Origin of the sequence: Streptomyces sp. CMB-StM0423 (assembly GCF_002847285.1) — a bacterium.
Lineage (GTDB): Bacteria > Actinomycetota > Actinomycetes > Streptomycetales > Streptomycetaceae > Streptomyces.
This window is the reverse complement of the sequence record NZ_CP025407.1, coordinates 1516888-1542047: the sequence shown is the minus strand read 5'-3', so window position 1 is coordinate 1542047 and position 25160 is coordinate 1516888. Positions and strand designations below refer to the sequence as shown.

General features: G+C 74.7%; 22 protein-coding genes. 15 read left to right on the top strand and 7 right to left on the bottom strand.

The genetic code is table 11. The features are described 5' to 3' along the window. Positions 1-718 precede the first annotated feature (718 nt). The 15 genes from CXR04_RS06475 (at position 719) to CXR04_RS06405 (ending at position 17881) form a co-directional block, all read left to right on the top strand. Positions 719-2110 (top strand): aldehyde dehydrogenase family protein, encoded by a 1392-nt coding sequence (locus CXR04_RS06475; protein WP_101420925.1) that lies wholly within the window; start codon positions 719-721, stop codon positions 2108-2110. Positions 2111-2166: 56 nt separating this feature from the next. Next, a complete protein-coding gene (locus CXR04_RS06470) occupies positions 2167-3678 on the top strand; it encodes a sugar ABC transporter ATP-binding protein (RefSeq protein WP_101426225.1) in 1512 nt (503 codons plus the stop codon). Continuing rightward, positions 3675-4802 carry an ABC transporter permease gene (locus CXR04_RS06465; protein WP_101420924.1) on the top strand — a complete coding sequence of 376 codons (1128 nt, stop codon included), beginning with the start codon at positions 3675-3677 and terminating at the stop codon, positions 4800-4802. Before CXR04_RS06470 ends, CXR04_RS06465 begins: the two co-directional genes overlap by 4 nt. Then, positions 4799-5761: a substrate-binding domain-containing protein gene (locus tag CXR04_RS06460; RefSeq protein ID WP_101420923.1), complete on the top strand. Its 963-nt coding sequence runs from the start codon at positions 4799-4801 to the stop codon at positions 5759-5761. The genes CXR04_RS06465 and CXR04_RS06460 overlap by 4 nt, the downstream gene beginning before the upstream one ends. Continuing rightward, entirely contained in the window at positions 5761-7203 is a 1443-nt protein-coding gene (locus CXR04_RS06455) for a mucin-5B (protein WP_101420922.1), read from the top strand. Before CXR04_RS06460 ends, CXR04_RS06455 begins: the two co-directional genes overlap by 1 nt. An 83-nt stretch (positions 7204-7286) precedes the next feature. Continuing rightward, positions 7287-8066, top strand: a complete 780-nt coding sequence (locus CXR04_RS06450; RefSeq protein ID WP_101420921.1) for a GntR family transcriptional regulator — start codon at positions 7287-7289, stop codon at positions 8064-8066. Positions 8067-8282: 216 nt separating this feature from the next. Then, the gene (locus tag CXR04_RS06445) at positions 8283-8900 is read left to right on the top strand and encodes a glucose-6-phosphate isomerase family protein (RefSeq protein ID WP_101420920.1); all 618 of its coding nucleotides are present in this window, start codon (positions 8283-8285) and stop codon (positions 8898-8900) included. A 2-nt stretch (positions 8901-8902) separates the two neighbouring features. Continuing rightward, on the top strand, positions 8903-9931 hold the full coding sequence (locus CXR04_RS06440; RefSeq protein ID WP_101420919.1) for an ABC transporter substrate-binding protein: 1029 nt from the start codon (positions 8903-8905) through the stop codon (positions 9929-9931). Between the two features lie 51 nt (positions 9932-9982). Next, positions 9983-11533: a sugar ABC transporter ATP-binding protein gene (locus tag CXR04_RS06435; protein WP_234380087.1), complete on the top strand. Its 1551-nt coding sequence runs from the start codon at positions 9983-9985 to the stop codon at positions 11531-11533. After that, a complete protein-coding gene (locus CXR04_RS06430) occupies positions 11530-12735 on the top strand; it encodes an ABC transporter permease (protein ID WP_101420917.1) in 1206 nt (401 codons plus the stop codon). Before CXR04_RS06435 ends, CXR04_RS06430 begins: the two co-directional genes overlap by 4 nt. Then, a complete protein-coding gene (gene xylB / locus CXR04_RS06425) occupies positions 12732-14222 on the top strand; it encodes a xylulokinase (RefSeq protein WP_101420916.1) in 1491 nt (496 codons plus the stop codon). Before CXR04_RS06430 ends, xylB begins: the two co-directional genes overlap by 4 nt. Continuing rightward, positions 14219-15247, top strand: a complete 1029-nt coding sequence (locus tag CXR04_RS06420; RefSeq protein WP_101420915.1) for an NAD(P)-dependent oxidoreductase — start codon at positions 14219-14221, stop codon at positions 15245-15247. The genes xylB and CXR04_RS06420 overlap by 4 nt, the downstream gene beginning before the upstream one ends. Then, positions 15244-15999, top strand: a complete 756-nt coding sequence (locus tag CXR04_RS06415; protein WP_234380086.1) for a bifunctional 4-hydroxy-2-oxoglutarate aldolase/2-dehydro-3-deoxy-phosphogluconate aldolase — start codon at positions 15244-15246, stop codon at positions 15997-15999. The genes CXR04_RS06420 and CXR04_RS06415 overlap by 4 nt, the downstream gene beginning before the upstream one ends. Further along, on the top strand, positions 15996-16943 hold the full coding sequence (locus CXR04_RS06410) for a shikimate dehydrogenase family protein (RefSeq protein WP_101420914.1): 948 nt from the start codon (positions 15996-15998) through the stop codon (positions 16941-16943). Before CXR04_RS06415 ends, CXR04_RS06410 begins: the two co-directional genes overlap by 4 nt. Continuing rightward, positions 16940-17881: a phosphotriesterase family protein gene (locus tag CXR04_RS06405; protein WP_101420913.1), complete on the top strand. Its 942-nt coding sequence runs from the start codon at positions 16940-16942 to the stop codon at positions 17879-17881. The genes CXR04_RS06410 and CXR04_RS06405 overlap by 4 nt, the downstream gene beginning before the upstream one ends. A gap of 25 nt (positions 17882-17906) precedes the next feature. On the opposite strand, the gene recQ is transcribed toward CXR04_RS06405, so the two are convergent. The 7 genes from recQ to CXR04_RS06370 all read right to left on the bottom strand — a co-directional run bounded on the left by recQ (position 17907) and on the right by CXR04_RS06370 (position 24930). Next, a complete protein-coding gene (gene recQ / locus CXR04_RS06400) occupies positions 17907-19736 on the bottom strand; it encodes a DNA helicase RecQ (RefSeq protein WP_101420912.1) in 1830 nt (609 codons plus the stop codon). A gap of 87 nt (positions 19737-19823) precedes the next feature. Then, positions 19824-20063, bottom strand: a complete 240-nt coding sequence (locus CXR04_RS06395) for a hypothetical protein (RefSeq protein WP_101420911.1) — start codon at positions 20061-20063, stop codon at positions 19824-19826. A 135-nt stretch (positions 20064-20198) separates the two neighbouring features. Continuing rightward, entirely contained in the window at positions 20199-21203 is a 1005-nt protein-coding gene (locus CXR04_RS06390; RefSeq protein WP_101420910.1) for a proline racemase family protein, read from the bottom strand. Positions 21204-21299: 96 nt separating this feature from the next. Continuing rightward, a complete protein-coding gene (locus CXR04_RS06385; protein WP_101420909.1) occupies positions 21300-22664 on the bottom strand; it encodes an FAD/NAD(P)-dependent oxidoreductase in 1365 nt (454 codons plus the stop codon). After that, a complete protein-coding gene (locus CXR04_RS06380) occupies positions 22661-22918 on the bottom strand; it encodes a (2Fe-2S)-binding protein (RefSeq protein ID WP_101420908.1) in 258 nt (85 codons plus the stop codon). Before CXR04_RS06380 ends, CXR04_RS06385 begins: the two co-directional genes overlap by 4 nt. 115 nt (positions 22919-23033) lie before the next feature. Continuing rightward, positions 23034-24230: an NAD(P)/FAD-dependent oxidoreductase gene (locus tag CXR04_RS06375; RefSeq protein ID WP_101420907.1), complete on the bottom strand. Its 1197-nt coding sequence runs from the start codon at positions 24228-24230 to the stop codon at positions 23034-23036. 64 nt (positions 24231-24294) lie between these two features. Further along, on the bottom strand, positions 24295-24930 hold the full coding sequence (locus tag CXR04_RS06370; RefSeq protein WP_101420906.1) for a helix-turn-helix domain-containing protein: 636 nt from the start codon (positions 24928-24930) through the stop codon (positions 24295-24297). Between the last annotated feature and the right edge of the window lie 230 nt (positions 24931-25160).

The window sequence follows — 25160 nt, the reverse complement described above, 5'->3', positions numbered from 1 at the left end:
GGGAGCCCGCCGTGTTGTGTGTCTCCGCCGCCGCCGTGCAGCCCTGGCGTGCGCGACTCCGTCGGGCTTCGCGCGCTGTTGGGTTTCTGTGCCCCTCCCGTCCCGACGAGAGGCCACCCCGTGGGCGCGAGCCCCCCTCACGCACGGCCTGTCGCGTCCCGCCCGCTTCCGCGTCCGCGCCCTCCCGCGTCCCGCGATCCCGCCCGGCGGCGGTCGACCCGTGAGCGTTCGCGGCGCGACCGTGCGCCTGCTGTCAGGCACGGCCACGCCGCGTTCCGCGGGCTGGCGGGTCCCCGTCCCCGGTCCGCGTGCCTCTCCACGGTCCCGGCCGGAGGCCACCCGGTGGTGTGCTCCCCACCGCCTCCTCGCGTCCGGCCCGCTCCCGCGCCTCTTCGGCCCCGGCGGAAGCCGACTCGTGATCCACGTGTCCCCCCGCCTCCGGCGCCCCCCAGCCCCGGCCGGAGGCCACCCCGGGGGGTGCGTTCCCGTCGCCACCGCGCGAGCACCCCTCACGCACGGCCCGGTCGCGTTCCGCCCGCTGCCGCGTCACGCCGCGCCCGCCCCGGCGTCCCCGGCTGGAGGCCGGCTCGTGGGTGCGCTCCCACCTGGGGAAAGACATGGGATGTTAATTAGTCAGGTGGATTGACAAATTGACACGCCGTTGTGAGCATCGGCGCCGTTCGGAATCTCGAACGCCGCCGCCCCACGGAGAGCCGAGATGCCCACCTGTCATGTCCGCAACCCAGGAACCGGCGAGCACCTGGGCGACGTACCGCAGTTCACTCCCGAAGACATCGATCACGTCGCCGAGTCGGCCCTGCGCGGACAGCGCGCCATGGCCGCGATGCCCGCGCATCAGCGGGCCACCCGGCTGACCCGGGTCGCCGCGCTGCTCGACGCGCACACGCCGGAACTCGCCGCGCTGCTCGCCGCCGAGAACGGCAAGCCCCTCGCCCAGACATCCGACGAACTCGCCGCCGCCGCCCGCATCTTCCGCGGCTTCGCCGGGGAGGCCACCCGGCTCTTCGGGCGGCAGATTCCCCTCGACGCCGTGCCGGGACTGGAGCGGCACCTCGCCGTGACGCTCACCGAGCCGCTCGGCCCGGTCGCCGCGCTCGTGCCGTTCAACTATCCCGTCGAGCTGTACGCCCACAAGGCCGCCGCCGCGCTCGCCGCCGGCAACGCCGTCGTCGTCCAGGCGCCGCTGCGCTGCCCGCTGACCGTGCTGCGCGTCGCCGAACTCGTCGCCGCGGCCGGCTTCCCGCCCGAGGCGCACCAGGTGTTCACCGGCGGCCCCGACGTCTCCCGCAGGCTCGCCGACGACCCGGCCGTCGCCGCCGTCAGCCTCACCGGCAGCACCGCGGCAGGACGCGAGATCGCCCGCCGCGCGGCGGCGACGCTGAAGAAGACCCACCTGGAACTCGGCGGCAACGACGCCCTCATCGTCTGCGCCGACGCCGACGTCGACGCCGCCGCCGAGGCCGTCGTGCTCGGCCGGCTCGCCCGCGGCAACGGCCAGATCTGCTGTGCCGTCAAGCGCGTCTACGTCCAGGACGCCGTGCACGACGAGTTCGTGGACGCCCTGCTCGCCCGCACCATCCGCCTCACCGTCGGCGACCAGTTGGCGCCGGGCACCGACGTCGGCCCGCTCATCAGCGAGGACGCCGCCGAGCGGGTCGAGACCGCGGTGGCGTCGCTGATCCGGGACGGGGCGCGGCGCGCGGCCGGCGGGTGGCGCAGCAAGGCGTTCTACGAACCGGCGGTGCTCGTCGACGTCCCCGACGGCAGTCCGGCGCTGGCCGAGGAGATCTTCGGCCCGGTCGCGCCCGTCGCCCGGTTCACCGACCCGATGGACGCGGTCCGGATGGCCAACGACTCCCCGTACGGGCTCCAGGCCGCCGTGCACACCCGCGACCTCAGGCGGGCGTTCGCGATGGCCCGCCGGCTGCGCGTCGGCGGCGTCGTGATCAACGGCTCCACCGCCCTGCGCGCCGAGAACCTGCCCTTCGGCGGGCCCGGGGACACCGGCGGCAGCAGCGAGGGACTGCACGACACGGCGCGGGAGTTCACCCGGCAGAAGACCGTCATCGTGCAGGAGGCGCTCGCGTGAGCGCCGCCGGGGAGCGCGCGCCCGGGGAGCGCGCGGCGCGGCCCGAGGTGCTGCGGATGCGCGACGTGCACAAGTCGTACGGCCGCACGGAAGTGCTCCACGGCGTCGACCTCGTCGGGCACGCCGGCGAAGTCCTCGCCCTCGTCGGTGCCAACGGGGCCGGGAAGTCGACGCTCATCAAGGTGCTCGCCGGCGCCGAGCCGATGAGCGCGGGCGAGCTGCACGTGGGCGGCGAGCGCGTCGCGTTCGGCTCCCCGCACGCGGCGCAGGCGCACGGCATCCGCACCGTGCACCAGGAACTGACCCTGGTCCCCGAGCTGTCGGTGACCGAGAACCTGCTGCTGGGCCACCTGCCCAGGCGCCTCGGCGGGCTCGTCGACTGGCGCGCCGCGCACGCCCGCGCCGCCGACCTCCTCGCGGGCATCGGCTTCGGCGCCGTCGACCCGCGGGCGGAAGCCGGCCGGCTGAGCGTCGCCCGCCGGCAGATGGTGGAGATCGCCAAGGCACTCGCGGCCGGCCGGCCCCGGGTCCTGATCCTCGACGAGCCCTCCGCCGTGCTCGCGGGCACCGACCTCCAGGCGCTCTTCGCCCTCGTCCGGCGGCTGCGCGAGGAAGGGGTGCTGATCGTCTACGTGTCCCACCGGCTCGCCGAGATCGGGGAGCTGGCCGACTCGATCGCGGTGCTGAAGGACGGCCGGGTGGTGGCCCGTACGGTACCGGCGGACACCGACGAGGACCGGCTGATCCGGCTGATGGCCGGCCGCAGCACCGGGCAGTTGTACCCGGCGAAGCGCACCGGGCCGGGCCCCGCGCTGCTGGAGGTCGAGGGCCTGAGCCGGCCGGGGGAGTTCCACGACGTGTCGTTCCGGCTGCACGCCGGGCGGATCACCGGGCTCTTCGGGCTCGTCGGCGCGGGCCGCAGCGAGCTGGTGCGGTGCGTGTTCGGCGCCGAGCCCCCGGCGGCGGGTTCTGTGCGGGCGCAGGCCGTACGGGACGAGAACGGGGACGCGCCCGCGCCGGGAACGCGGTTCGCCGGGCCGCGCGCGGCGATCGACGCCGGGCTCGCCCTCGTCACCGAGGACCGTCAGCGCACCGGACTGGTGCCCGGGCTGAGCGCCGCCGAGAACATCGGCCTGACCACGCTGCACACCGCCACCCGCGGCCCGCTGCTCGACGGGCCGCGCCGCCGCCGGGAGGCCGCGGCCATGGTCCGCCGCCTCGGCATCCGCCCCGCCGACTGCGCCGCGCTGCCCGTGTGGACGCTCAGCGGCGGCAACCAGCAGAAGGCGGTGCTCGCCAAGTGGCTGCTGACCAGGCCGCGGGTGCTGCTGCTCGACGAACCGACCAGGGGAGTGGACGTGGCGACGCGCGCGGAGATCTACCGGACGCTCGACGAGCTGGCCCGCGGCGGCATGGCCGTGCTGCTGGTCTCCTCCGACCTCACGGAGGTGATCGGGGCGAGCGACCACGTGCTGGTGATGCACGAGGGCCGGATCGTCGCCGACGTACCGGCGGAGGGCGCCACCGAGGACGGCGTCCTCGCGTACGCGATCGGGCGTGCCGCGTGAACGGGCGCCCCGCGGCGGCGGACACCGCGAAGTCCGGGCGGAGCGCGCGGACCCGGCGCACCGCCGGGGAGCCGGAGGACGCCGAGCCCACCGGCAAGGACCCGGCGGACCGGGCCCCCGCCCCGGTCCTCTCCCGCCTGCGGCCGCCCCGGCTGGTGGTACGCGGCCGGGACTTCACCGCCGAGGCCGGGATGCTCCTGCTGCTGGCGGCGTTCGTCGCCGTCGCCGGCTCCACGACCGACGCGTTCCTCACCGACACCAACCTCACGAACCTGATGAAGCAGATGGTGACCACCGGCCTGCTGGCCTACGGCATGCTCGTGGTCATCGTCACCGGCGGCATCGACCTGTCCGTCGGCTCGGTCGTCGCGCTGACCGGCATCATGGCCGCGGGGCTCGCCGCCGACATGCCCGTGCCCCTCGCGCTGCTGGCCGGGGTCGCCGTGGGCATCGGCTGCGGGGCGGTCAACGGCACCCTCGTGGCCCGGTTCGCGATCGCCCCCTTCGTGGTGACGCTCGCGGCATTGACCACGGTGCGCGGGCTGGCGTTCGTCTACTCCGAGACACCCGTCGCGCCCACCAAGGAGAGCTTCTTCGAGCTGGGTTCGGCGACCGCCGGGCCGTTCCCCGCCGCCACGCTGATCATGCTCGGCGTCTTCCTCCTCGGCGGGATCTTCCTCACCCGCACCCCGCCCGGCCGGGCGCTCGTCGCCATCGGCGGCAACGCCGAGGCGGTACGGCTGGCCGGGATCGGGGTGCGCAGGCACCTGGTGCTCGCGTACACGATCAGCGGCGCCTGCGCCGGGCTCGCCGGGGTGATCCTGGCCAGCCGGGTGGGCATCGCGCAGCCCAGCGTGGGCACCGCGTTCGAGCTGGACGCCATCGCCGCCTGCGTGATCGGCGGCGCCAGCCTGGCCGGCGGCAAGGGCTCGGTCCGCGCGACCTTCGCGGGCGTGCTGCTGCTGGCCCTTATCAACAACCTGCTGAACCTCCACGACGTGCAGAGCTTCTGGCAGCAGGTCCTCAAGGGCCTGATCATCGTGGCCGTCATCCTCGTGCAGCGCGCCGGCCGGCTGCGCGTCGGGAGCGGGGGCACCGACCGAACGAAGGCGAGAATGACATGATCTCCACCCGTACGGCCGCGGCCCTCGCCGCCGGCCTCCTCACCGCCACGGCGCTGGCCGGCTGCTCCTCCGACGACTCCGGCGGGGACGGCTCGTACACCGTGGGCGTCGCCAACTTCACCCTCAGCGGCCCCTACTTCAACGGCATGGACAAGGCGATCGAGGCGCGGGCCAAGAAGAAGGGCGTCGAGGTCCGCTCCACCGACGCCGGCGGCGACGCCGCCAAGCTCGCCGCCAACGTCGACGACCTGCTCGCCAAGGGCGTGGACGCGGTGATCGTCTCCGGCGGCCCGCTGGAGTCGGCGCCCGCGGTGCTGAACGCCATCAAGGCCGCGGGCAAGCCGGCCGTACTGGTCGACCGGAAGTTCCAGACGGGCGACTACACGAGCTGGATCGGCCCGGACAACGAGGCCATCGGCAAGCAGAACGGCGACTTCCTGCTGGAGCGGCTGCCCGACGGCGGCAAGGTCGCGATCATCAAGGGCGGCCCCGCGGACAACAGCATCGGCCTGGCCCGTACCGGCGGCGTGAAGCAGGCACTCGACGGCGCGCCCGGTATCGAGCTGGTCGAGGCGCCGGACTACGGCGACTGGACCACCGACGGCGGGCTGAAGGTCATGGAGGGCCTGCTCGCCGCGCACTCCGGGATCGACGCGGTGTTCTGCGAGAACGACGCGATGTGTCTGGGCGCGCAGCGCGCCGTGGCCGACGCCGGGCGCGAGAAGGACATCGTGCTGGCCGGCGTGGACGGCCAGACCGAGGCCGTGAAGGCGATCCTCGACGGCACCAACTACCTGGTCACCGGGCTCAACGACGCGGACGAGATCGGCAGCCTCGGCCTCGACCGCACCCTGGCCGTCCTCGACGGCGAGGAGACCGAGAAGGACACCGTCGTGCCCTCGCCGATGGTGACCGAGGACAACGCGAAGAAGTACTACGACCCCGACGGGAACTTCTGATGACGTCTACGTCCCCACCCCCCGCACGCTCCCGCGGCCTCGCCGTCCGCTCCCGCCGCGCGGGCCTCGCGCTCGCTGCCGGCGCCCTGGCGCTCACCCCCGCCCTCCAGGGCGGCACGGCGACGGCCTCGGCCGCGCCGGAGGGCGCTGACGCCGCCTCCGCCGTGGAGTGGCAACTGCTGCACGAGGAGGACTTCGCCGACCCGCTGGACCCCGGTGGCGCGTCCTGGTCCCGCGAGACCTACGACGAGCCGTTCGACACGATCATGGACGACGACGGCCAGTGGTACCGCAACGACTACGGCCCGGCATGGGAGGAGGCGATGGACTCCTTCGACACGTACCGCAAGGAATTCCCGGTCGGCGACGGCGGCTGGCTGACGGCCTCGCTCTCGGGCCGCGACTGGAACAAGGACGGCGAGATCGAGCAGCCGCCGTCGATCACCAACGGCACCGCGGGCGGCGAGCCCGTCGCCCGGCTCGACGTCCCCGACCACACCGGCGGCGCCATCCTGCGGCCGACCGAGCAGTTGCCGGACGAGTACCGCATCGAGTACAAGCTCAAGACGCTGGACTTCGGCGGCAAGCGCAACGGCTCCATCGAGTACGGAGGACGGATCAACGGGTACGACGCCGACGGCTGCAAGACGCAGCACCCCTGGGGCGAGGGCTCGAACAGCCCCGGCTGGGAGGGCGACGCCTCGGCGCCGTACTGCGAGTGGCAGGACGTCCGCGAGGGCCCGTACGGCTACAACGGCTTCCACTACATGTCGATCGTCGACTTCCCCGACCCCGCGCCCCGCAACAACCACTTCTGGCACTACCGCCGCAAGGTGCTCATGGATTCCTTCGCCCAGCACCCCGACCGCGTCGGCGGCGGCACCGGCGGGCGGATCTGCGACGCCTCGACCGGGCAGTACTACGACTACAAGGACAGCAGCTTCAACACCGTCAACATGTGGATCAGCGGGATGCCCAACTGGACCCCGGGACAGGGCGGGCTCGCCGGGAACTCGCAGTGGTTCATGTCGAGCTGCTCCGGCGGCGTCGCCGAGCAGCAGCTCTCCTCCGCGGGCGAGCTGCAGCCGGAGCTGATGCCGGACGAGGACTACACGTTCGCCATCGAGCGCGACGCCACCGGATACACCCTGGAGGCCGGCGGCAACTTCGCCCGCTCCGGCGAGCAGACGTTCCGCTTCCACCGGCCGTTCGTCGTGAACAACGCGCCGATCTGGCACTACAACACCAAGCCGGAGGAGTACGACGGCCGGTTCGACGGCGACCTGGTGCAGAACGACAAGAACGGCAGCACCACCTGGCCGGACCAGTGGCCGCAGGGCTCCGCCTACCCCGACTCGTTCGTGATCGGCGACCTCTACACCAACGTCTACGAGGGCAGCGCCGGCCTCACCGACCTGAAGATGTTCGTGCCGGCCGACTGAGGAAGGCGGCGGGAGAGGACAGGGGCCGGGGGAGGGGCGCCCGGCGGGCGGTCGCGCCGGGAGGGTTGTTATCCTCTCATGACATGCAGTCAAGTATCGATCGTTCGTCGCTGCTCCCCTTCTACCACCAGCTCAAGCAGATTCTCCTGGGCGAGATGGAGAGCCGCGAGCTGAAGCCCGGCGACCGGCTGCCGGGGGACCACGAGCTGTGCGAACGCTACGGGGTCTCCCGGACGGTCGTCCGCCAGGCCCTCGCGGAGCTGGAGTCCGAAGGGGTCATCGAGCGGATCAAGGGCCGCGGCACCTTCGTCGCCCACCCCAAGACCCCCGAGGGCCTGGTCCAGTCCCTCACCGGGCTGTACGAGGACGTCGCCGCCCGCGGCGGCCACCTGCGCAGCCAGGTCCGCCGGCTCGCAGTGGTCCCGGCGGACGCGCAGGTCGCGGGGGCCCTGGACGTACCGCCGGGGCATCCGGTGATCGTCATCGAGCGGCTGCGGTTCGTCGAGGAGGAGCCGTGGGTGCTCACGATCACCCACGTCCCGCAGGAGGTCGCCCCGGGGCTGGTCGACGAGGACCTGACCCAGGAGTCGCTGTACGCGCTGCTGGAGGGCCGGTACGGGGTGCGCCTCGTGCAGGGCCGGCGCTCGGTGGAGGCGGCGGTGGCCTCCGCGGAACTGGCGCGCAGCCTCGGCGTCAACCGGGGCGCCCCGGTGCTCGTGCTGCGCAGCGTCAGCGTCGGCGAGCAGGGCCGCCCGGTGGAGAGCTTCGTCGCCTTCCACCGCGGCGACCGCAGCCGCTTCGAGGTGGAGCTGTCCCGGCAGCAGGGCGCCCCGCCCCGCCCCCTGATGATCGTCACCGACTGACGCCCCCGGGCCGTACGCGTCCCGTACGCGCGCCCGCCCCGACACGACCCACGCGGCCGGTCTGCTCACCCGAGCGGGCCGGCCGCGACGCGTGTGCGGGGGAGCGCGGAGGGCCGCTGCGGGACCCTTGACATCCTGACCGTACAGGATGTCAAATGACCAGGTCGTCACGCTGACGCCCTCCGGAAACACCCCGCACGACCCCAGGAGGCCACGGTGCCGTCCTACGCATCGCCCCCCATCGAGCCGAGTCTCATCACCTTCGATCCGCGGGCCGGCGGCATGAGCCCGTCGGGCCCGGTGCTCACCCGGCGCATGTCCGATCTCGACGGCCTCTTCGCCGACGGCGACGCCTGGCGCGCCGCGGTACGGGACGGCGGTGACCCCGTCGTGTACGACGTCGCCTCCTCGCCCGTGCCGGAGGCGGAGGGCGAGCTGCCGCAGTCGATCACCACGATCCGGCCGGGCACGGTCGGCGGCGAGTTCCACATGACCAAGGGGCACCAGCACCCCAACCCGCAGGGCGAGATCTACCTCGGCCTCGCCGGCACCGGCGGGCTGCTGCTCTTCGACGGCGACCGGCCGCGGTGGATCGACATGTACCCGGGCGCCATCGGCTACATCCCGCCGGGCTGGGCGCACCGCAGCGTCAACACCGGCGACGAGCCGTACCGCTTCCTGGCCGTCTACCCCGGCAACGCCGGCCACGACTACGGCTGGGTCCTCGACCACGGCATGGGCTACCGCGTCCGGCGCGCCCCGGACGGCGCCCCGCCGCTGCTGGTCCCCTTCACCGCTTCGTCCCCCAGCACGTCCCCTAGCAACCAGGAGTAGCCATGGCGCGCATCCGTTTCGTCTCCTCGGGGGTGGCCGCCGCGCTGGCCGTCGTCTTCGCGGCCGGCGGCGTCGCCGCCGGAAAGGTGGCGTTCGACGACTCCGGCTCCTCGTCGGGCGGCGGCGCCGCGGTCGGCGGCACCAAGGTCGACGTCATCACCAAGGCCACCGACTCCGACTTCTGGCAGTCGATGCTCGCCGGCTCCAAGCAGGCGGGCGACGACTTCGGCATCGACCTCGGGCTCTTCGGCCCGACCTCGGAGACCGACATCGAGGAGCAGGTCAGCCTGGTGGAGAACTCCATCTCCCGGGGTGCCGACGCCATCGTGCTGGCCTCCAACTCCTCCACCGCGCTCAACGGCGCGGTGGACCGGGCCCGCGACGCCGGCATCAAGGTGATCACCGTCGACAACGCGATCACCACCGAGGCCGAGGGCTTCATCGGCACCGACAACGTCAAGGCGGGCGAGCAGGCCGGGGTCCGCATGTGCGAACTGCTCACCGGCAAGGGGCAGAAGGACGGCAAGATCCTGCACGAGAGCTCGACTTCCGGGCAGCAGGTGCTGGTCGACCGGTTCAACGGCTTCAAGAGCGGTCTGGCCGCCGAGTGCCCCGACGCCGAGATCATCCAGACCTCCGTCAACGACAACGACCTCAACAAGGCCGTCTCCCAGGTCAACGACGCCCTCACCGCGACGCCCGACCTGGCCGGGGTCTTCGCTGACAACAACACCTCGGGCACCGGCGCCGCCAAGGCCGTGGCCGAGCGCAACGCCAGCGACCGCGTCGCCGTCGTCGCCTTCGACTCCGACCCCGCGGAGATCGCGGGCGTACGCGACGGGTCCATCGACGCGATCATCGTCCAGAACCCGTTCTTCTTCGGCTACCAGGGCGTCGTCGAGGCCGCGATGGCCGCGGGCGACAGCACCCCGCCGGTCCGGCTCGACCCGGGCGCCGTCGTCATCGACAAGTCGACCGTGGACGAGGCCCAGTACGAGCAGTTGCTCAACCCGCCCAAGACCAAGGGCTGAGGGCCGGCCATGGCAACCCCCGAGTCGAGCCCCCTGGTCAGCCTGCGGGGCGTGGGTAAGAGCTATCGCGCCGTGACGGCGCTGGCCGCCGTGGACCTGGACATCGCGCCGGGCGAGGTGCACTGTCTCGCCGGCGAGAACGGTGCCGGGAAGTCCACCCTCATCAAGGTGCTGACCGGCGCGGTGGCCCGCGACGGCGGCGCGTACCGGGTGCAGGGCCGCGAGATGCGCGCCCACGTCACCCCCGCGGAGGCCCGTGCCGCCGGCATCGGCGTGGTGTATCAGGAGCTGAGCCTGATGCCCGAGCTGACCGTGGCGAGCAACCTGAGCATGTTCGGGATGCCGGCACGGGCCGGCTGGGTCGACCGCCGCCGGCAGCGGGCGCAGGCCAGGGAGATGCTGGCCCGCGTCGGGCTGGCCGAACTCGACCCCCGTACCCGGGTGTCGGAACTGACCACTGCCACCCGGCAGTTGGTCGAGATCGCCCGGGTGCTCGGCCACGACGCGCGGCTCGTCGTCTTCGACGAGCCGACCACCGCGCTGTCCGCGCAGGAGGCGGACGCCCTCCTGGCGCGCATCGCCGCGCTGCGGGACGAGGGCGTGTCCGTCCTGTACGTCACCCACCGGCTGGAGGAGATGTTCGCCGTCGGCGACCGGGTGACCGTGCTGCGCGACGGCCGGGTGGTCGAGACCCGGCCGGTGTCCGACTACGACGAGGACTCCCTCGTGCAGTCGATGGTCGGCCGCCGGATCGAGAACCTGTACCCCGGCGAGCGCCCCGACCCCGGGGACGTACGGCTGGAGCTGCGGGGCCTGCGCCCCGCAGGATTCCCCGCGCCGGTGGACCTGACCGTACGCCGCGGCGAAGTCGTCGGCCTGGCCGGGCTGCTCGGCTCCGGGCGCACCGAACTGCTGCGCGCCGCCTTCGGCGCCGACCCGGTGCTCGGCGGCGAGATCCTGGTCGACGGCCGCCGGGTCAACGCCACCTCCCCGCGGGCCGCCGCCCGCGCCGGGCTCGGGCTGCTGCCCGAGGACCGCAAGGAGTCCGGGCTGCTGCTGGGCCTGAGCATCGAGAAGAACGTGGCCATCGCCAGTCTGCCGCGCACCGGCACCTTCGGGGTGCTGCGCCGCCGCCGGATGCGCGAGCAGGTCACCGCCGCCTCCGCGGGGCTGCGGATCAAGCTCGGCGACTGGAGCGACCCGGTCTCCTCGCTCTCCGGCGGCAACCAGCAGAAGACGCTGGTCGCCCGCTGGCGGGCCACCGGCGCCAAGGTGCTGCTGCTCGACGAGCCCACGAAGGGCGTCGACGTCGGCTCCAAGGCCGACATCTACCAGGTGATCGCCGAACTGGCCGCGGACGGCCTGGCGATCGTGGTCGTCTCCTCCTACCTCCCCGAACTGCTGGGCCTGTGCGACCGCGTCGAAGTGGTGCGCCAGCGCCGTCTGGTGGGCTCGCTGCCCGCCGCGGAGGCCACCGAGGAGGCCGTGCTGCGGCTGGCGAGCCCCGTGGGCCCGGCGGCCGCGCCCCCCGCCGCCGGCGCCCCCGCGGCCGGCCGGCCAGGACCCGCCGAACCTTCCGCACCGTCCCTGGAGAACCGATGACCGACCTCGCCAGAGCCACCGCCCCCGCCGCCGGCGGCGGCACGTCCAAGGGCATCCAGTTCGGCAAACGCCCCGCCCGGCAGCCCGCCGACGGGGAGATCCTGCGCCTCGGCCAGGTGCTGGGCCGCACCTCGGGCGGCATCCCCGTGCTGCTGGTGCTGGCCTTCGCGCTGACCATGTCCACCGAGTCGTTCCTCACCGGCACCAACCTGGACAACCTCGGCCGGCAGGTGTCCATCTTCGCGATCATCGCCGTCGGCCAGCTCATCGTCATCCTGACCGCGGGCATCGACCTGTCCGTCGGCTCGGTCGTCGGCCTGTCCGGCATCGTCGCCGCCAAGGTGGTCTACGACACCGGCGGCGGACTGCCGATCGTGGCCGCGGTGCTCCTCGCGCTGCTCGTCGGCGCCGCCGCCGGACTGATCAACGGCCTGCTGGTGGCGTTCCTCAAGATGCCGCCGTTCATCGTGACGCTCGGCATGATGGGCGCCGCCCGCGGCGCGACCCTGCTGCTCAGCGACGGCCGCACCGTGCAGCCGCTGCCCGACGGCTTCGCCGAGATCGGCGGCGGCAGCCTGCTGGGCATCTCCCATCTGACCTGGCTGATGGTGCTCATCACGGTGTTCTTCGCGCTGCTGCTGCGCCGCACCGTCTGGGGCGAGTACGTCTACGCCGTCGGCTCCAGCGCCGAGTCCGCCCGGCTGACGGGCGTGCCCGTACGCCGCGTGCTCGTCAGCGCGTACGTGCTGTCCGGCACCCTCGCCGCCGCGGCCGGCGTGCTCCTCGCCTCCCGCCTCGGCAACGGCGTGCCCACCTCGGGCAACGGCTACGAACTCCAGGCCATCGCCGCCTGCGTGATCGGCGGCGCCAGCCTCTTCGGCGCCAAGGGCAGCGCGCTCGGCGCCCTCGTCGGCGCGCTGGTCGTCGGCATGCTCAACAACGGCGGCACGCTGCTGGGCATCGACCCCTTCTGGCTGCAGATCGTCATCGGCGTGCTGATCCTCGCCGCCGTCGCCACTGAGCACGTTCACAACCTGCGCCGCGGCGGCAAGGCCAAACCGGTCGCGGACGCACCCCCGCCGGGGGTGCCGGGACAGCCCGGCGAGCCGGTACCGGCGGGCGGCACGGCGCAACCCGGTCCGGGGACCGCGGGCAACGAGACTGCCGGTGAGCCGACCCCGACGAAACGAGCGGCACCATGATCATCGCGCACGACCTCGGCACCACCGGCGACAAGGCGTCGCTGCACGCCGACGACGGCACCCCGGTCGCCGCGCTGACCGAGCACTACGGCACCGACTTCCGCGCCGGCGGCGTCGCCGAGCAGGACCCCGAGGTGTGGTGGCGCGCCGTCTGCGCCGCCACCCGGCGGCTGCTGGAGCACACCGGCGTCCGCCCCGCGGAGGTCGCCGCCGTCGGATTCAGCGGCCAGATGATGGGCGCGGTGCTGCTCGACTCCGCGTACCGTCCCGTGCGGCCCTCGCTGATCTGGGCCGACCACCGCAGCCAGGAGCAGGCCGGCCGGCTGACCGAGGCGCTGGGTGCCGAGCGGGCGTACCGCCTGCTCGGCCACCAGCTCCACCCCACCTACTCGCTGACCAAGGTGATGTGGGTACGCGACCACGAACCGGAGACCTTCGCCCGGGTGGCCCACGTCTGCCTGGCCAAGGACTACGTCGTGCACCGGCTCACCGGCGTGCTGGCCACCGACCGCTCCGACGCCTCCAGCACCAACGCCTACGACCAGCCCGCCGGCGCCTGGTCCGCCGAGGTGCTGGCCGCGGCCGCCATCGACCCGGCGCTCTTCCCCGAGATCGTGCCGTCGACCACCGTCGCGGGACCGCTGCTCCCCGAAGCCGCCGAGGCCACCGGGCTGGCCGCCGGCACCCCCGTCGTCCTCGGCGGCGGCGACGGCCCGCTGGCCGCGCTGGGCGCCGGGGTCATCGACCCCGGCGACGGCGCGTACACCTATCTCGGCTCCTCCTCCTGGGTCTCGCTCTCGGCCGAACAGCCCCTGCACGACCCGCGGATGCGCACCATGACCTTCGACCACGTCGTCCCCGGCCGCTACGTGCCGACCGCGACCATGCAGGCCGGCGGCGCGTCGCTGGACTGGGTCGCGGAGGTGCTTCGGCCCGGCCAGGGCGGGGATCGCTTCCCCGAACTGCTCTCCGCGGCGGCCGACGCCGACACCGCGGGCCTGTACTTCCTGCCGCATCTGCTCGGCGAGCGCTCCCCGTACTGGAACGCCGCCGCGGCCGGCGCGTTCCTCGGCCTCACCCGCCACCACCAGGAGGCGCATCTGACCCGCGCGGTGCTGGAGGGCGTGGCATTCAACCTCGCCACCTGCGTCGGCGCGTTCCGCGAGGCCGGGCACCCGGTCGACCGGGTCGACGCGATCGGCGGCGGCGCGGCCAGCGACCTGTGGCTGCAGATCCTCGCCGACGTCTGGGGCGCCACCGTGCGCCGCCGCAGCATCGTCGAGGAGGCCAACAGCCTGGGCGCGGCCGTCACCGCGGGCGTCGGCGCGGGCCTCGTCGACGGCTTCGCCGTCGCCCGCGACCTGTCCGGCGTCACCGCCGAGTTCACCCCGGACCCGGGGCGGCACGCCGACTACCGGCGGCGGCACGCGCTGTTCCTGGAGGCGTACGAGCGGCTGGAACCGTGGTTCGCGAAGGAGAAGCGATGAGCGGGATAGCAGAAACCGTCGCCGGCGCGCCCCCCGTGGTGCTGGTGACCTCGCGGTCCTTCGGCAGCGGCACCGCGCCCGTGGAGGACCAACTCGCCGCCGCCGGGCTGCGCGTGGTGCGCGGCTCCACCGCCCACGACCCCGCCGAGCTGGCCCCGCTGCTGGCCGGGGCCGTCGCCTGGATCGCCGGCACCGCGCCGGTCACCGACGCGCATCTGGCCGCCGCGCCGCGGCTGAAGGTCGTCGCGCGCTACGGCGTCGGCGTCGACAGCGTCGATCTGGCCGCCGCCGCCCGCCGCGGCGTCACCGTCACCAACACCCCCGCCGCGAACAGCGACGCCGTCGCCGACCTCGGCATCGCGCTGCTCCTCGCCGCGCTGCGCGGTATCGCCGCCGGCGACCGGGCGGTGCGCGCCGGGTCCTGGCAGCCGCGCCGCGGCCGGGAGCTGGGCACCCTCACGCTCGGCGTCGTCGGCCTCGGCCGGGTCGGGCGCGGGGTGGCCCGCCGCGCCGCCGGGTTCGGCACCGAGGTGCTGGGGCACGACCCGTACCTGGACCCGGTGGTCTTCGAGGTGCTGGGCGTCCGGCGGACGCCGCTCGCGGAGCTGGCCGGGCGGTGCGACGCGGTGAGCCTGCACGCTCCCGGCGGCACCCGGGTGGTCGACGAGCGGTGGCTCGCCGGGGCCAGGCCGGGGCTGATCATCGTCAACACGGCGCGGGCCGACCTCGTCGACGAGCACGCCGTCGCCGCGGCGCTGCGGGACGGCAGGCTGGCCGCGTACGCCGCGGACACCCTCGCGGGCGAGGGCGGCGCCGCCGCGGAAAGCCCGCTGCTGGCCGCCGAGTTCGCCGACCGGGTGGTCCTCACCCCGCACCTGGGCGCGCAGACCGTCGAGGCGGTGGACCGGATGGGCGCGGGTGCCGTACGGGCCGTCCTCGACGTGCTCGCAGGACGCGAGCCCGCGCACCCCGTACCCCACCCCGTACCCCTGCCCGTACCCGCCACCGAAGAGAGCGCACCGTGACCACCCAGCAGCCCCCCGCGGACCCCGCCGCGCCCCCGTCCCCGCTCGCCGGCCTGCGCCGCGCCGGCGTCGTCGCCGTCCTCCGCGCCCCCACTCCGGACGGCGCGCTGGCCGCCGTGGCGGCGCTGGTCCAGGGCGGCGTCACGGGCATCGAGATCACGTACTCCACCCCGGACGCGCCCGCGGTCATCGCGGAGGTATGTGCCCGCCACCCGGAGGCGCTGGTGGGCGCGGGCACCGTCCTCACCCCCGCGCAGGCCGCCGCCGCGGCCGACGCCGGCTCGGCGTTCCTGGTCAGCCCCGGCACCACCCCGGAACTGGCCGCCGCCATGCTGGACACGGGCCTGCCCGTGCTCTCCGGCGCCCTGACCCCCAGCGAGGTCATGACCGCCTCCGCGCTCGGCGTGCACGCGGTCAAGGTCTTCCCCGCCTCCCTCGGCGGCCCGGGTTATCTCCGCGCGCTGCGCGGCCCGTTCCCGGACGTGCCGCTGGTGCCGACCGGCGGGGTCTCCGCCGGGAACCTGGAGGAGTGGTTCGGCGCCGGCGCGCTGGCGGTCGGCGCGGGCGGCGAGCTGGCCTCCGCGGCGCACATCGCCGCGGGGCGCTGGGATTCGCTGACCGTACGGGCCAGGGCGTTCGCGGCGGCGCTGGCGAAGGTCCGCGGTTCCGGCACCGCGCCCGGCCCAGCGGACCCGGCCGTCCCCGCGGACCCGGCAGAACCCGCCGACTCGGGTACGGAGGCGGTCCGTTGAGCGCGCCGGCCGGCGCCGCCACCGGCACCGCCGCGGACACCGCGGCCATGGCCTTCGTCGGCGTCAGCACCGGCGAGTCGTCCATCATGCGGATCTTCCCCGAGTGGGCCCGCCTCCTCGGCCTGCCCACCGCCCGGCTCGTCGGCTTCGACCTGCCGCCGGACGCGGAACCCGCCCGCTACCGTGCCGTCGCCGAGCGGATCAGGCGCGACCCGCTGCTGCTCGGCGCGCTGATCACCACGCACAAGATAGGCGTCTACCGGGCCGCAGCGGACCTCTTCGACGAGCTGGACGACTTCGCCAGGCTCTGCGGCGAGGTGTCCTCCGTCTCCAAGCGGGACGGCCGCTTCGTCGGCCACGCCAAGGACCCGCTGACCGCGGGCCTGGCCATCGAGGAGTTCCTCGCGCCCGGCCACTTCGCCGCCACCGGCGGCGAGTTGCTGTGCCTGGGCGCCGGCGGCGCGGGCACGGCGATCAGCTACTACCTCGCCCGCCGCCCCGACGCCCCCGCCCGCATCGTCTGCACCGACCGCTCCGCAGACCGGCTCGCCGAGCTGGCCGACGTGCTCCGGCGCGGCGGCGCGGACCCCGCCCGGCTGCGTACCGTCGTCACCGAGGGCCACGCCGACGACCTGCTCGCCGCGGCGTCGCCCGGCACCCTCGTCGTCAACGCCACCGGCCTCGGCAAGGACCGGCCGGGATCGCCGCTGTCGCCCGCCGCGCGGTTCCCGCGCGGGGCCGTGGCGTGGGAGCTGAACTACCGCGGCGCGCTGCCCTTCCTGCACGCGGCCCGCGCCCAGGCCGCCGAGCGGGACCTCGATGTCGTCGACGGCTGGCGGTACTTCATCCACGGCTGGTCCCAGGTGACAGCGGAGGTGTTCGGCCTGACCCTGGACGCCGCGACCGTCGACCGGCTGTCCGCCGCCGCCGAGGCCGTACGGTGAGCGTCCGCACGGTCCTCGGCGACGTGCCCGCGGACCGGCTCGGGCGCACCGACTACCACGAGCACCTCTTCCAGGTCTCGCCGCTGCTTCCCGGCGACGAGCTGGACGACGAGGCGCGCAGCGGGCAGGAGGCCGCGTATCTGCGGGCGGCCGGCTTCACGGCGATGGTCGAGGCGACCCCGGTGGGCCTGGGCCGCGACCCGGCGGGCGTCGCCCGCATCGCCCGTGTCACCGGGCTGCACGTCGTGCACACCACCGGCGCCCACCGCGAGGCGCACTACGCGCCCGGACACCCGCTGCTCGCGCGCACCGAAGCCGGGCTGGCGGACCTCTTCACCGCCGAGCTGACCGACGGCATGTACGCGGGCGCGGACCTGACCGTACGCACCGGGCCCGCCGTGCGCGCCGGGATCGTCAAGGCGGGTGTGGGGTACTGGTCGGTCACGCCGTTCGAGCACCGGGTGCTCGCGGCGGCCGGCGCCGCGCACCGGGCCACCGGGGCGCCGGTGATGGTGCATCTGGAGTACGGCAGCGCGGCGTTCGAGGTGCTGGCGGAGCTGGCCGGGCACGGGGTGCCGGCGCACCGGGTCGTCCTCGCGCACGCCGACCGCAACCCCGACCCCGGGCTGCACGCGGAGCTGTGCGCGGCCGGCGCGTACCTCGGCTACGACGGCATGGCCCGGCACCGCAGCCACCCCGACTCCACCGTGCTGGGCTGCCTGCTCGCCACCGCGGAGCGCGCGGGTCCCGGCCGGCTGCTGCTCGGCGGAGACGTCGCCCGCCGCAGCCGCTACCGCGCGTACGGCGGCATGCCCGGCCTGGACTACCTGCCCCGCCGCTTCCTCCCGCGCGTCGCGGCCGGGGGCGGCGATGCGCTGGCCGACGCCGTCACGGTGGCCAACCCGGCGCGGCTGCTGGACTGGAGCGGCACGCCCTGAGGGGCAGTCCCTCGCCCAGCGGCCCTCACCCCGCGTCGTCCTCCTCGACGGTCTGGAGGATCGCCTCGCCGTACTTCGCGAGCTTGTTCTCGCCGACGCCGCTCACGGAGCCCAGCGAGGCGAGCGACCCGGGCCGCTCGGTGGCGATCTGCCGCAGCGTCGCGTCGTGGAAGATCACGTACGCGGGCACCCCCTGCTCCTTCGCCGTCGCACCCCGCCACGCGCGCAGCCGCTCGAAGAGCGACGCCGCCTCCGCCGGCAGGTCGACGGCCTCCGCGCGCTTGGACCCGGACTTCGCCTTCGCCGCCTTCGCCGCCCGCTTGGGCTCGGTGCGCAGCGGCACCTTGCGGCCCCGGTACAGCACCTCGTCGGCTTCCTCGGTGAGCACCAGCGTGCCGTAGTCGCCCTCGACGGCCAGCAGCCCCTTCGCGAGCAACTGCCGTACGACACCGCGCCACTCGTGCTCCGCGAGGTCCTCGCCGACGCCGAAGACCGAGAGCGAGTCGTGGTCGTGCTGGATGACCTTGGCCGTCTTGCGGCCCATCAGGATGTCGACGATCTGCCCGGCGCCGAACTTCTGCCGCCGCTCGCGCCGCAGCCGCACCACCGTGGACAGCAGCTTCTGCGCGGCGACCGTGCCGTCCCACGACTCGGGGGGCGTGAGGCACGTGTCGCAGTTGCCGCAGGGGGAGCCGCTCTGGCCGAAGTACGCGAGCAACTGCGAGCGCCGGCAGTCGACGCTCTCGCAGAGCGCGAGCATCGCGTCGAGGTGCGCGCTCGCCCGCCGCCGGTGCGCGTCGTCGCCCTCGGAGCCGTCGATGAGCTTGCGCTGCTGCACCACGTCCTGCAGCCCGTAGGCGAGCCACGCCGTGGACGGCTGCCCGTCGCGTCCCGCGCGGCCGGTCTCCTGGTAGTACCCCTCCACTGACTTGGGCAGGTCGAGATGGGCGACGTAGCGCACGTCCGGCTTGTCGATGCCCATCCCGAACGCGATGGTGGCGACGATCGCCATGCCCTCCTCGCGCAGGAACCGCGACTGGTGCTCGGCGCGGGTCGCCGCGGGCAGCCCCGCGTGATAGGGCAGCGCGTCGATCCCGTTCCGTACGAGGAAGTCCGCGGTGTCCTCCACGGACTTCCGGGACAGGCAGTAGACGATGCCGGCGTCGCCCGCGTGCTCGCTGCGCAGCAGCTCCAGGAGCTGCTTCTTCGGCTCCCGCTTGGGCACGATGCGGTACTGGATGTTGGGCCGGTCGAAGCTGGCCACGAAGTGCCGCGCCTGCTCCAACTGCAGCCGGCTCGCGATCTCCGCGTGCGTCGCCTTGGTCGCCGTCGCGGTCAGCGCGATACGCGGCACGTCGGGCCAGCGCTCGGCGAGCGCGGACAGCGCGAGGTAGTCGGGCCGGAAGTCGTGCCCCCACTGCGCGACGCAGTGCGCCTCGTCGATGGCGAACAGCGCGACGGTCCCGCGGTCGAGCAGCCGCATGGTGGACTCCACCCGCAGCCGTTCGGGCGCCAGATAGAGCAGATCGATCTCCCCGGCGAGGAACTCGGCCTCCACCATCCGCCGCTCGTCGGGGTCCTGCGTGGAGTTCAGGAACCCGGCCCGCACGCCGAGGGCGCGCAGCGCGTCGACCTGGTCCTGCATGAGCGCGATGAGCGGCGAGATCACCACCCCGGTACCGGGCCTGACCAGCGCGGGAATCTGGTAGCACAGCGACTTGCCGCCGCCGGTGGGCATCAGCACGAGGGCGTCGCCGCCGCCCACGACATGGTCGATGATCTCCTGCTGACCCTCGCGGAACGACTCGTAGCCGAAGACCTTGCTGAGGACCTGCAGCGCCTCGGTGGAACTCATCGGGCGAGTTTATGCCCCGCCACCGACACCCCGCGGGGAGACCTCGGGACCGGCCGGGTGCCGCGGCCGAACCGGTCGCGTCCTTCGCTAGCCGGACTCCCGCTGCGGCAGGGGGCGGTACGAGTCGGGGCCCGGGCTCCGGCCCTCGGGCGGGTACTCGCAGTCGAGGCCGGTGATCTCGTAGTCGGTGCCCTCGCTCTGCTCCCGGTCCACGACGACGGAGCCCGTGCACACACGGCCGTGCCCGTCGGTGAAGGTGACGATCTCGCTGGAGTCGGTCGGGGGGTCGGTGCACCCCGCGACCAGCAGTGCCGTGCCCGCGGCCATCGCCGCCGCGCCGAGCTTCCACCGCCGTGCCGTCCCACGCTCCTCCGCCTCGGTGCGCCCGGCGGTCCGGGCGCCACCACCGGCACCGTAGGACGGAGGGCCCGGGAGCCCTCCCGCGGCGGGAGGCCGCCGGCGCTACAGGGTGAAGCCGGCGGGGAAGGGGTCGTCGGGGTCCAGGAGGTACTGGGACATGCCCGTGATCCAGGCGCGGCCCGTCACCGTGGGGATCTGGGCGGGCAGGCCGTCGATCTCCGTCCCGGCCGCCAGCCGGCCCGTGAACAGGGTGCCGAGCAGGGACTCGTTGACGAAGTCCGCGCCCAGCTCCAGCTCCCCGCGCGCGTACAACTGCGCCATCCGCGCCGACGTGCCCGTGCCGCAGGGGGAGCGGTCGAACCAGCCCGGGTGGATGACCATCGCGTTGCGCGCGTCCGCCGGGCCGCCCCCCGGCGGCGCCGTCAACTGGACGTGCTTGCAGCCCGCGATGCCCGGCTCCGCCGGGTGCACCGGACGGTTCTGCTCGTTGATCGCGTCCATGATCGCCAGGCCCGCGGTCAGCATCCGCTCCTTCTCCGCCTTCGCGAACGGGATGCCCAGGCTCTCGATCGGCAGGATGGCGTAGAAGTTGCCGCCGAACGCCATGTCGTACGTGACCCGCCCCAGCCCCGGCACCTCCACCGCCGCGTCCAGCTCCAGCGCGAACGACGGCACGTTGCGGAACGTCACCGACTCCGCCCTGCCGCCCGAGACCGCGACCCGGGCGATCACCAGCCCCGCGGGCGTGTCCAGCCGGACCTCCGTGACCGGCTCGGTGACCGTGACCATCCCGGTCTCGACCAGCACCGAGGCCACGCCGATCGTGCCGTGCCCGCACATCGGCAGCAGCCCGGAGACCTCGATGTAGAGCACGCCGTAGTCGGCGTCCGGCCGGGTCGGCGGCTGGAGGATCGCGCCGCTCATCGCGGCGTGCCCGCGCGGCTCGTTCACCAGCAGTTGCCGGATGTCGTCCAGGTGCTTGGCGAAGTACTCGCGGCGCTCGGCCATCGTGGCGCCGGGCACCACCCCGACGCCGCCCGTGATCACCCGGGTCGGCATGCCTTCGGTGTGCGAGTCGACGGCCGTGAAGTAGCGGGAGGCGCGCATGTCACACCCCCGCCGGGTGGGCCGGGACGGCTCTGTCCCACGTGTGGTGCGGCATGGCGGTCTCCTTCGAAGGACGGTCTGGCGGTACGGGTACGGTCACGTTCCCGGCTCCGGTTCCGCGGGCGGCGGCTCGGCCAGCTCGCCCAGCCGCACCGGTGAGGCGATCGGGCGGCGTGCGAACGCCGCCGCGTCCGGCACGCCCGTCAGGCAGGCGACGTTGGGGCCGCACACGCGGCCCTGGCACTGGCCGAGCCCGGCCCTGCTGACCAGCTTCACGGCCCGTACCCCGAGCGCCTCGCGCTCCTGCACCGAGCGGCGCAGCTCGCCGTACGGGACCTCCTCACAGCGGCACACGAGGGTGTCGTCGGCCAGCCAGGTGCGCCACCCGTCCCGCACCGGGTACGCCCGCGCCAGCGCGGCGGCGAACCCGCGCCCGGCCCGTACCCGGCGCAGCGCCGCCGCCGGGGGCGCCGGGCGGGCGCCGAGGAGCTTCGCGGCGGCGACGCCCGCGACCTCGCCCTCCGCGGCGGCCGGGCCGGCGCCGCCGACGCCCGTCAGCTCGCCGGCCGCGAACACCCCGGGCACGGAGGTGGCCTGCGCGGCGTCGACCGCGACGAACCCGCCGTCGAGCGCGCAGCCCGCCGCGAGTGCGGTCTCCACCTGCGGCACGAACCCGAAGCCGACGCACACCGCGTCGGCCTCCACCCGCCGCTCGCTGCCCGGCACGGTCTCCCAGCCGGGAGTGAGCCGCGCGGTGGTGACCGCCTCCACGCGGTCCGTGCCGTGCGCGGCGACGACGGCGGTGCGGCGCCGGTACGGGATGCGGTGGCGGGCCAGGAGCGCGGCGTACCCGGCGAGTTCGCCGAACTTGCGCCATCCGGCGACGGCGCCGGCGGGCCGCCGCAGCCAGGCCGTGACCGGCTCGGCGGCCTCCAGCACCCCCGCCACCCCGGCCCCGGCCGCCGTCAGCGACGCGGCGACCGGCAGCAGGAAAGGACCGGTGCCGGCCACGAGCACCCGCTCGCCGACGCGCACGCCCTGCCCTTTCGCCAGCGCCTGCGCGGCGCCCGCGGTGTAGACGCCGGGGAGGTCCCAGCCGGGGAACGGCAGCGCCCTGTCGTACGCCCCGGTGGCCAGCACCAGCGCCCGGGTCCCGACCTCGCGCCCGGTACGGCCGGGGCCGTCGGCGGGTCCGGTGCGGAGGTGCACCCGGTGCCCGCCTCCCGGCACGGGCTCCAGCGCCCAGACGACGGTGTGCGGCAGATGCTCGACGCCGGGCGGCAGCGCGAACAGGTCCCGGCCCGCAAGGGAGTTCTGCCGGTGGTACTGCCCGCCGAGCATCGCGCCGGAGTCCACGAGCAGGACGCGGACGCCGAGCCGGGCCGCGGCCCTGGCGGCGGCCATCCCGGCGGGCCCGCCGCCGATGACGACGACGGGTCCTGCCACCCCCGGCCCGCTCATGCCGGCAGCTCCGCGCCGTCCTGGGTGCGGATGTCGTCGCCGTCGCGCACGAGGCGCTGGCAGGCGCGGACGTCGGCGGCGCCGTTGACGACCACGAGGCAGTCGTGGCAGACGCCGATGCCGCAGAAGACGCCGCGCGGCCGGCCGCCGCCGCGGGTCGTACGCCAGGAGACCCGGCCGAGCGCCAGCAGCAGCCCGGCGACGGTCCGCCCCGACTCGGTGACCAGTTCCTCCCCGTCGACCCGCACGATCATCAGGTCCCCGCCCCGGCCCGCCGGGCCCGCGCCCGGACGCTGCTCACCTGCCCCCGCCGCACGGTCCGGCGACGGGCCTGCCGCACCGGCCCCGCCGCCCCACGCCCGCCCCCGCCTACGCCGGTTCATCCGCCGCCTCCGCCTGTGTCATGACCCCTGGGCGGTCCACCCGGAAGGGCTCCGCGGCCACCTCCGGCGCCCGTCCCGTGAACAGATCCGCCAGCAACTGCCCGGTGCCCGCCGCCAGCCCGATGCCCGCGCCCTCGTGGCCCGTCGCGTGCCAGAGCCCGGGGCGCCGCGGGTCCTCGCCGATCACCGGCAGATGGTCGGGGACGTACGGCCGGAAGCCGCCGTACGCGCGGATCACCGGCACTCCGGCGAGCACGGGGAACAGCCCGGCCGCCTTCCGCGCCAGCTCGCGCAGCACCGCCACCCGCACCGTCTCGTCGAAGCCGGTCCGCTCCCGGCTGGAGCCGATGAGCACCGTGCAGGACCGCGTCGCCTCCACGACGGTCGACGTCTGCAGGTCCGCGGTGCCGCCCGCGACCGCGCCGACGTAGTCGGCGTCGTAGACCTTGTGCCGCACCGTGCCCGCCGGCAGCGCGGCGGTGACGAGGACGAGCCCGCGCCGCGGCAGCACCGCGACCGGCGCCCCCGCCGCCGCGGCGAACCGGCCGGCCCACGGCCCGCAGGCGTTGACGACCGCGCCGCACGGCACCGTGCCCCGGTCGGTGCGCACGCCCGTGACGGCGCCCCCGGCACCGGTCACCACCCCGTGCGCGGTGACGCCGGCGCGCACCCGCCCGCCCCGCTCCCGTACCGCCGCCAGCAGCGCCGTCGTCGCGAGCACCGGCTGCAACTGGCCGTCCTGCGGGTAGTGGACGGCCGCCGTGACGTCCGCGGTCAGGTGCGGCTCCAGCGCCCCGGCCTCGGCGGGGGTCACCGGCTCCGCCCGGACGCCCGCGGTGCGCTGGGCGGCGGCGAAGTCGGCGAGCGCACCGGCCGCCGCGGGCGCGGTGGCGACGACGAGGCCGCCCTTGGCCTCCCACTCCGCCTCCGCGCGGCGCGGGCCGAGCAGGTCGCGCAGTTCCGCGAGCAGATGGGGCCAGCGGCGGCGGGAGTGCTGGGCGAGGGCCAGCTCGGGTCCCGGCGCCTTGTCGGAGACCAGGACGTTGCCCTCGCCCGCGGCGGTGGTGCCGCTCGCGGGGGCGCCGCGGTCGAGCACGGCCACCGAGAGCCCGGCTGCGGTCAGCGCCTCGGCACAGGCCGCGCCGATCACACCGGCGCCCACGACCACGACGTCGTACGCCACCTGCCGCCCACCTCCGTTCATTAAAACGAACGGCAACGAGCGTATGGAGGGCGCCGATCGGCGGTCAAGCCCCTGTTCCGGGGACGCGATGTGCGTTCTGTCGCGGCGCAGGAACGGCGCACGAGGCGACCGGCGGAACCGGGTGCGCGGCGGCCGGGTACTCCAGCATCAGCACCGAGAGCACCGGGCCCCCGACGGTCTCGTAGACGTGCGGGGCGGCGGCCTGGAAGCAGACGTAGTCGCCCGGGCCCAGCTCGTACGGCGCCTCCGGCGGGCCCACCCGGAGCCGCCCGGAGGTGACGACGACGTGCTCGCGCCCGGGGTGGCCCGCCGAGTGCTGCACCTCGCCGGGGCGCACCCGCTGGTCGTACAGCTCGACGACCGTGTCGGTGAGGTCCATCCGGCGCAGCATCCGCAGGTCGACCGCGTTGCTGCTGAGCACTTCGAGGCCCGCCGAGCGCACCAGCAGCACGTCCGGGTCCTCGCGCTCGGTGAGCAGCGAGGACACCGGCACCCCCAGGGCGTTCGACAAACTGAACACGGTCTCGATGGTGGGGTTCCCGGTCCCGGTCTCCAGTTGCGACAGCGTGCCCTTGGCGATCCCGGAGGCGCGCGCCAGCCCGGAGAGGGAGAGCCCCGCCCGGGCACGCAGCGCCCGCAGGTTGGCCCCGAGCACCCGGCCTGCCTGTTCGCGTACCACCGGACCTCCTCGACGGTCGTGCGAGAGGCTACCCCGCGCCCGGCGAGGCGGCGACGGGCGTCATCGCTATTCGCGTATCGTCGTTTTCATTGGTCGGCCCATTGACGCGGGAGTTGACCCCAATTCCCCGTGGAATAGGGGCCGTTGTTACTCGGGGGTTGTCGTGTGCATGTCCCGGATGTTTTCATGGCCGACCGGACAGCGCGCGCGCACAATCCTTGATCCCCCCA